Raw genomic sequence first — 7,916 nt, 5'->3', positions numbered from 1 at the left:
AACCGGCGCCCGACGAGGTCGACGCGCCGGCCGCGGTCGCGGCGGCGGCAGCGGCGAAGAAAAAGGCGCGAGCCCGTCGGCGTCGCGCCGGGACGGCCACGGACCGCGCGTACCGCTACGAATTCATGGACCTCGACGAGGACTCGGGTGTGGACGAGGGAGGTGCGGACACCGTGCGCGACTCGGGTCAGGGCGCGGGACCGCTCGGATTCGCCGGGGCCGCACCGAAATCCGGTATCGCCCAGCCCGCCGGGTTGGCCACGCTGACCCGCGACGGGTTGCGCGACGGCCCCACGGTACCGATGATGCCCAGCAGTTGGGGCAACGACGATTAACCGACCGGGTAGCGCCTTGGCGTGAACACGCGGTCGCCGGAATCGCTTGCGTGCCACTGGGTTTGCGAGGAGCCGACGATCAGCAGGCAGCGCATGTCCACCTCGCCGGGGTCCAGATCGGCCAGCCGCACCACGCGAACGTCCTCGTCGGGCCCAGAAACGTTGCGGCCGATCACCACCGGCGTCCCGGGCTCGCGATGTTCCAGCAGCAGGTCGCGCATCGCGCCGACCTGCCAGGTTCGCGTCTTGGACGCCGGGTTGTAGATGGCCAGCACCAGATCGGCGGCGGCCGCGGCGGCCAGCCGCTGCGAGATGATTTCCCACGGCTTGAGCCGGTCAGACAGCGAGATCACCGCGTAGTCGTGGCCTAGCGGGGCGCCGACGCGGCTGGCGACGGCCTGGGCGGCCGTCATCGCCGGAATGACTCGAACCCGCACCCCCGGCCACTCTTTGGCCTCTTCCAGCACGGCAGTGGCCATGGCGAAGACTCCGGGGTCGCCGGACGACACCACCGCCACGGACCGCCCCTGCTCGGCCAACGTGCAGGCCAGCCGGGCGCGCGCCGGTTCGTCGGTGTTGTCGCTCGGGTGCCGCCGCTGGCCGTCGCGCACCGGGACGCGGTCCAGGTAGCCGCCGTAGCCGATCAAGTCAGTGGCGCCGGCCAACTCGCGCCGACTCTGCGGCGTCATCCAATCGGTGTCGCCGGGCCCCAGGCCCACGACCGCGACGGTGCCGGCATGGGGTGACCGCCGTCCGCGGCGGCCGCCCGGCAACATGGCCAGCGAGAAATACGGCACGCCCGCCTCGTCGACCTCGGCGGCGGGCATGATGCGCTGCCCGCCGGTGCTGGCGCGCTCGACGTAATAAGCGTCGTCAAGCTGTCCGGACGCCGAAAGCGCTTCCCGCACAGCCTGATACGAGCGACCAAGCTTCAGCACCACGGCGGCGTCGGCGTCGGCCAGGCGGCGGGTCAGCTCGGCGACCGGCAGGGTGCCCGGCAACACGGAGAGCACCTCGTCACCGGCCACCAACGGCGTCGCGATGGCCGCCGAAGCGGCGCTCACCGAGGTCACCCCCGGCACGATGACGGCGTCGAACCGCTGCGTCAGCCGGGTGTGCAAGTGCATGTACGAGCTGTAAAAGAGTGGGTCGCCCTCGGCGAGTAGCGCCACATTGCGGCCCGCGTCGAGGTGGGCGGCGATACGCGTGGTGGCTTCGGCGTAGAAGTCCTCCAGTGCGCCGGCGTAGCCGCCGGGGTGGTCGGTCGCCTCGGTGGTCACCGGGTAGACCAGATGCTCCTCGATCTGACCGGGCCGCAAGTACGGTTCGGCGATGCCGCGCGCGATGCTGCGGCCATGCCGGGCGCTGTGGTAGGCCACCACATCGGCCTCGCCGATCACCCGGGCCGCCTTGACGGTCACCAGTTCCGGGTCACCTGGACCCAGCCCGACTCCCCATAGGGTGCCGCGGGGCGTCATTCGCGGTCGCTCGCGATCGCGTTGACGGCGGCGGCGGCCATGGCGCTGCCGCCGCGGCGGCCCCGTACCACCAGATACGACATCCCGCGCGGACGGTCGATGAGCTCTTGCTTGGACTGGGCGGATCCGACGAATCCGACCGGGCCACCCAGCACGCCGGCCGGCGGGGCGACCCCTTCGTCGATCAGCTCGAGCAGCCGGAACAACGCGGTCGGCGCGTTGCCGATCGCCAGTACGGCGCCGGGGAGCCGGTCGGCCCACAGCTCCACCCCGGCCGCCGATCGAGTGGTGCGCCGCCGCGCGGCCAGCTCGGCGGCGCGCGGATCGGCCACCATCGACACCACGTCGTTGCCGGCCGGCAGCCGCGTAGCGGTGATCCCGGCCGCCACCATCGACGAATCGCACAGCACCGGGGCACCGCCGCGCAGGGCGGCACCGACGCGCGCGGCGACGTCGTCCGTATAGGCGACATGCTCGGCGACGTCGACCTGCCCGCAAGTGTGGATCAACCGGACCACCACCCGGGCGATGTCACCGGGGAACCGGTTCAGGTCGGCTTCCGCGCGAATGGCCGCGAACGACTGGCGATAGATCTCAGCTGCGTCGCGGATGTAGTCGAGCACCCGATTACCGTAGCTGGCGGTATCCGTCGCCAGTCGCGAGCAGCACCTCACCCGCCAACGGGCTACCGCAGGCGCGGTCGCAGCCGACGAAGTGGCGATGCACCGCCGAGTCCGCGCCCAGCGCCTGCGCGGCGTCGGCCCGCACGTCGGCGACCGAGTGCGCGCACCCGGGGCTGCCGGTGCAGGCGCTGACGTTCAGCCAGGGGGAGTTTTCGTCGAAGATCAGACCCAATGGCGCCAGCACCCGGAGCGCGACGTCGGCGACGGCCTCGTCGAGATCGCACACCAACACCGATCGCCAGGGTGTGATCACCAGCGGCGCCTCGATCGCCGCCAGGTATTCCGCGACGCGCGCGGACAGCACCCCCAGCGGCACCGCGGCGCCCAGCGCCACCCGGCCATCATCCTGGTTGATCCAGCCCACCGGTGGCTTGGTGACGGCGGGAAAGCGGACGGCGCCCAGTTCCGCGCCTGGCAGCAGGCTTTCGACGTCGTCCAATTCCTTGATGCGCCAAGCGGTTCCACGCGTGGTCGCAAACCGGGTCGCGATGACGACCAGCGTCTCGACCACCTCGTCGGCCGCCAGCCGGATACCGGTGTCGCGCCCGGCAAGCAGCAGCTCGCAGCCGTCGGGGAGCGCGTGCACGCCGACGTCGGCGCACAGGCCCGATACGTCGGCGCGCCCGTCATCGAAGCTGAACCAGAATCGGCCGCCCAAATCGGCGAGCCTCGGCTCGGCGCAGATGGCGGCGTCCAGCTCGGCCACCCACGGCCGCACGTCGCGATTCCCGCCGGCGCGCCCGGACAGCGGCGACGCGACGATATTGCGGACGCGCTCGTGGGTCTCCGAGGGCAACAGCCCGGCGTGGGCGATCGCCTCGGCGGCCGCCGCCACGTCGGTGATGCCGCGCAACTGCACATTGCCGCGCGCGGTGAGCTCCAGCGTCGATGAGCCATACGCGCTCGCCACGTGTGCCAGCGCCGCCAGCTGAGCGGCCGTCAGCATGCCGCCCGGCAGCCGGATCCGCGCCAGGGCGCCGTCGGCCGCCCGGTGCACCTGGAGCGCACCCGGGCAAGCGTCGGTGTCGCGCGTCCTGGCCATGTGCCCACGCTACCGAGGGGGTCCCGGTCTCGCGCCGAACGTGCACTCACGGCGAGATTCCGGCGGTTTTTTCGCCCTGAGTGCACGTTCGAGATTGAAGCCTCGCCGACCTGGGCACCCTCGTGCCCGTGCAGACAGTGGAGTACGCCCCAGCCCGCTTTGCGGATGTCTACGGCGACTCGACCCGGCCCACCGTCCTGCTGTGGCACGGCATGCAGACCGATGCCCGCGCCGCCTTCGGTCCCCTCGCCGGCATGCTCGCCGAGCACGGCGCGGCGGTGGTTGCGCCGGATTGGAATTCTCACGCCGACGACGGCGGGCGCGGGGACCTGCTGCGATCGCTCGACTTCGCCCGCGGCTTCCCCGACGCTCCCGACCGCATCGTGCTCGTCGGGTGGTCGATGGGAGGCGTCGCCGCGGCGGCCGTGACGCTGTACGGCGACGCCCAATTGGCCCACACCGTTTGTCTGGCGGGCGCCTTCATGGTCCCCGACCCGATCTTCGGTCGACGCGTCGACGACGGGCTGCCCACCGGCCGAGTCGGCACGCCGTTCACGTTGCTGCACGGCCTGGCTGACGACGTGGTTCCCGCGACGGCCAGCAAAGATTTCGCCGAACGCCTCCAACGGGTCGGCTGGCCTGTCGAGTTGGTGGAGCTGGCGGCCGATCACGGGTCGATCGCCGGCGCCGACTACGACGCCGTCGCGGATCGCTACGAGCCGGGCAAGAGCGACGAGGCGCTGCGGGTTGCCGGAGAGGTCGCCGCCCGGATCGTGGCGACCCTACGGTACGAATGATGGGTGGCTGAGCCGACCATCCTTTTGCTGTCGACGTCCGATACGGACCTGATCAGCGCCCGCTCCAGCGGGAAGAACTATCGGTGGGCCAACCCGGCACGCCTGGATGAAAGCGAACTTCCGGACCTCCTCAACGACGCCGAAATCGTCGTCGTCCGCATCCTCGGCGGCTACCGCGCCTGGCAGAGCGGCATCGACACGGTGATCGCCAGCGGGGCGCCGACGGTGTTGGTCAGCGGCGAGCAGGCCGCCGACGCCGAGCTGACCGGCCTGTCCACGCTCGCCGCCGGCATCGCGGTGCAGGCGCACATCTACCTGGCGCACGGCGGCGTGGACAACCTGCGCCAGCTGCACGCCTTCCTGTCCGACACCGTGCTGATGACGGGTTTCGGGTTCAGCCCGCCGGTGGTCACACCGACGTGGGGCGAGCAGGAGCGGCCTGCCTGCGACGCCCAAGGTCCCACCATCGCCGTGCTGTACTACCGGGCGCAGCAGCTGGCCGGCAACACCGGCTACGTCGAGGCGCTGTGCCGGGCCATCGAGGACGCCGGCGGGCGGCCGTTGCCGGTCTACTGCGCGTCGCTGCGCACCGCCGAACCCGAACTGCTGCAACGGCTGAGCGACGCCGATGCGATGGTGGTCACCGTGCTGGCCGCCGGGGGACTGAAGCCGGCCACGGTGTCCGCCGGCGGCGATGACGACAGTTGGAACGTCGAACACCTTGCGGCCCTGGACATTCCGATCCTGCAGGGGTTGTGCCTGACCAGCTCCCGGGCGCAGTGGAGCGAGAACGACGACGGGCTCAGCCCGCTCGACGTCGCCACCCAGGTGGCGGTGCCCGAGTTCGATGGCCGCATCATCACCGTCCCGTTCTCCTTCAAGGAGATCGACGACGACGGGCTGATCTCCTACGTCGCCGACCCGGAGCGGTGCGCGCGGGTCGCCGGCCTGGCGGTCCGGCACGCGCAGCTGCGCCACGTCGCCCCGGCCGACAAGCGGGTGGCGCTGGTGTTTTCGGCGTATCCGACGAAGCACGCCCGGATCGGCAACGCGGTGGGTCTGGACACTCCGGCCAGCGCGGTCGCGCTGCTGCGGGCGATGCGCGAGCGTGGGTATCAGGTGGGCGAGCTGCCCGGGGTCGATGCCGACGACGGGGACGCCCTGATCCACGCCTTGATCGAGCGCGGCGGCCAGGACCCCGATTGGCTGACCGAAGGCCAACTGGCCGGCAACCCGATACGCGTGTCCGCCAAGGATTACCGCGACTGGTTCGCCACCCTGCCCGCCGAGCTGACGGACGCGGTGAGCCGGCATTGGGGTCCGCCGCCCGGCGACCTCTTTGTGGATCGCACGCACGACCCCGACGGTGAAATCGTCATCGCCGCAATGCAAGCGGGCAACCTGGTGCTGATGGTGCAGCCGCCCCGCGGCTTCGGGGAGAACCCGGTGGCGATCTACCACGACCCGGACCTGCCGCCCAGCCACCACTATCTGGCCGCCTATCACTGGCTCGACACCGGATTCGGTTCGCACGCAGTGGTGCACCTGGGCAAGCACGGCAACCTGGAATGGCTGCCCGGCAAGACGTTGGGCATGTCGGCGGCCTGCGGATCCGACGCGGCGTTGGGGAACCTGCCCCTCATCTATCCCTTTCTGGTCAATGACCCCGGTGAGGGCACCCAGGCCAAGCGACGGGCGCACGCGGTGCTCGTGGACCACCTCATCCCGCCGATGGCGCGCGCCGAAACCTACGGCGACATCGCCCGTTTGGAGCAGTTGCTCGACGAGCACGCCAACGTCGCCGCGCTGGATCCGGGCAAGCTGCCCGCCATCCGCCAGCAGATCTGGACGCTGATCCGGGCCGCGAAGATGGACCACGACCTCGGGCTGACGGAGCGGCCGCCGGAGGACTCGTTCGACGACATGCTGCTGCACGTCGACGGCTGGCTCTGCGAGATCAAGGACGTCCAAATCCGCGACGGCCTGCACATCCTGGGCCAAAAGCCCTCCGGGGATGTCGAACTCGACCTCGTGCTGGCGATCCTGCGGGCCCGCCAACTGTTCGGCGGCGAGCACGCCCTCCCCGGGTTGCGGCAGGCCTTGGGCCTGGCTGAGGACGGCACCGACGAACGCTCTTCGGTCGACCGGGCCGAGTCCGCGGCGCGCGAACTCGTCGCCGCGCTGCAGGCCAGCGGCTGGGATCCCGAAGCCGCCGACCGCATCACCGACGACCCCGAGGTGGCGGCCGTGCTGCGGTTCGCGGCCACCGAGGTGGTGCCCCGGCTTGCCGGAACCGCCGCCGAAATCGAGCAGGTGCTCAACGCGCTGGACGGCCGGTTCATCCCGGCCGGCCCATCGGGCTCACCGCTGCGCGGCCTGGTGAACGTGCTGCCCACGGGCCGCAACTTCTACTCCGTCGACCCGAAGGCGGTACCGTCGCGGCTGGCCTGGGAAGCCGGTGTGGCCCTGGCGGATTCGCTGCTGAACCGCTACCGCAACGACCACGGGCGCTGGCCCCAGTCGGTGGGACTGTCGGTGTGGGGCACCTCGGCGATGCGCACCGCCGGCGACGACATCGCCGAAGTGCTTGCGCTGCTGGGTGTCCGCCCGGTCTGGGACGACGCGTCGCGGCGCGTCGTCGACCTGACGCCGATCCCGCTGACCGAGCTGGGCCGCCCGCGCATCGACGTGACCGTGCGGATCTCGGGGTTCTTCCGGGACGCCTTCCCGCACGTGGTGACGATGCTCGACGACGCGGTGCGGCTGGTCGCCGGCCTCGACGAGCCCGCCGACGACAACTATGTGCGCGCGCACGCGCAGGCCGACCTGGCCCAGCATGGCGACCAACGGCGCTCCACCACAAGGATTTTCGGGTCCAAGCCGGGAACCTACGGCGCCGGGCTGTTGCAGCTGATCGACAGCCGCAACTGGCGCGACGACGCTGACCTCGCGCAGGTGTACACCGCGTGGGGCGGGTTCGCCTACGGCCGCGACCTGGACGGTCGCGAGGCGGTCGACGACATGAACCGCCAATACCGTCGGATCGCCGTGGCCGCCAAAAACACCGACACCCGCGAACACGACATCGCCGACTCCGACGACTACTTCCAGTACCACGGTGGCATGGTGGCCACGGTCCGGGCGCTGACCGGGCAGGCGCCCGCCGCCTATATCGGCGACAACACCAGACCCGACGCGATCCGCACCCGCACGCTCTCTGAGGAGACCACCCGGGTCTTCCGCGCCCGCGTTGTCAATCCACGCTGGATGGCGGCGATGCGCAGGCACGGTTACAAGGGTGCGTTCGAAATGGCCGCGACCGTTGACTACCTGTTCGGCTACGACGCCACCGCCGGGGTGATGGCCGACTGGATGTACGAGCAGCTCACCGAGAGCTATGTGCTGGATCCCGAAAACCGGAAGTTCATGGCCGAGTCCAACCCGTGGGCGCTGCACGGCATGGCCGAACGGCTTTTGGAGGCGGCCGGCCGCGGCATGTGGGAACAGCCGAAACCGGAGACCCTCGACGGCCTGCGGCAGGCGCTGCTGGAGACCGAGGGCGACCTGGAAGGCTGATCCCT

5 protein-coding genes and 1 pseudogene are annotated in these 7,916 nt (G+C 70.9%); 3 read left to right on the top strand and 3 right to left on the bottom strand.

The window, feature by feature from the left end:
- Positions 1–335: pseudogene (locus A5709_RS28325) on the top strand (hypothetical protein); the annotation flags it as partial.
- Here the strand turns inward: A5709_RS28325 and A5709_RS03230 are convergent.
- Genes A5709_RS03230 through cobG form a run of 3 tightly spaced genes read right to left on the bottom strand, consistent with a single transcriptional unit; the run spans position 332 to position 3,538 of the window.
- Positions 332–1,813 carry a precorrin-2 C(20)-methyltransferase gene (locus A5709_RS03230; RefSeq protein ID WP_067946297.1) on the bottom strand — a complete coding sequence of 494 codons (1,482 nt, stop codon included), beginning with the start codon at positions 1,811–1,813 and terminating at the stop codon, positions 332–334. The pseudogene A5709_RS28325 and the gene A5709_RS03230 overlap by 4 nt on opposite strands.
- The gene (locus tag A5709_RS03225; RefSeq protein ID WP_068117934.1) at positions 1,810–2,436 is read right to left on the bottom strand and encodes a precorrin-8X methylmutase; all 627 of its coding nucleotides are present in this window, start codon (positions 2,434–2,436) and stop codon (positions 1,810–1,812) included. Before A5709_RS03225 ends, A5709_RS03230 begins: the two co-directional genes overlap by 4 nt.
- 4 nt (positions 2,437–2,440) lie before the next feature.
- Positions 2,441–3,538, bottom strand: a complete 1,098-nt coding sequence (gene cobG / locus A5709_RS03220) for a precorrin-3B synthase (protein ID WP_067946293.1) — start codon at positions 3,536–3,538, stop codon at positions 2,441–2,443.
- A gap of 128 nt (positions 3,539–3,666) precedes the next feature.
- On the opposite strand from cobG, the gene A5709_RS03215 reads away from it, so the two are divergent.
- Entirely contained in the window at positions 3,667–4,335 is a 669-nt protein-coding gene (locus A5709_RS03215; RefSeq protein ID WP_068117944.1) for an alpha/beta hydrolase, read from the top strand.
- A 3-nt stretch (positions 4,336–4,338) separates the two neighbouring features.
- Positions 4,339–7,911 (top strand): cobaltochelatase subunit CobN, encoded by a 3,573-nt coding sequence (gene cobN, locus A5709_RS03210; RefSeq protein ID WP_068117932.1) that lies wholly within the window; start codon positions 4,339–4,341, stop codon positions 7,909–7,911.
- Positions 7,912–7,916: the final 5 nt, after the last annotated feature.

Origin of the sequence: Mycobacterium sp. E1386, from assembly GCF_001672745.1 — a bacterium.
Classification (GTDB): Bacteria; Actinomycetota; Actinomycetes; order Mycobacteriales; family Mycobacteriaceae; genus Mycobacterium.
The sequence above is the reverse complement of the archived record's forward strand: the minus strand, read 5'-3'. Positions and strand labels throughout refer to the sequence as shown.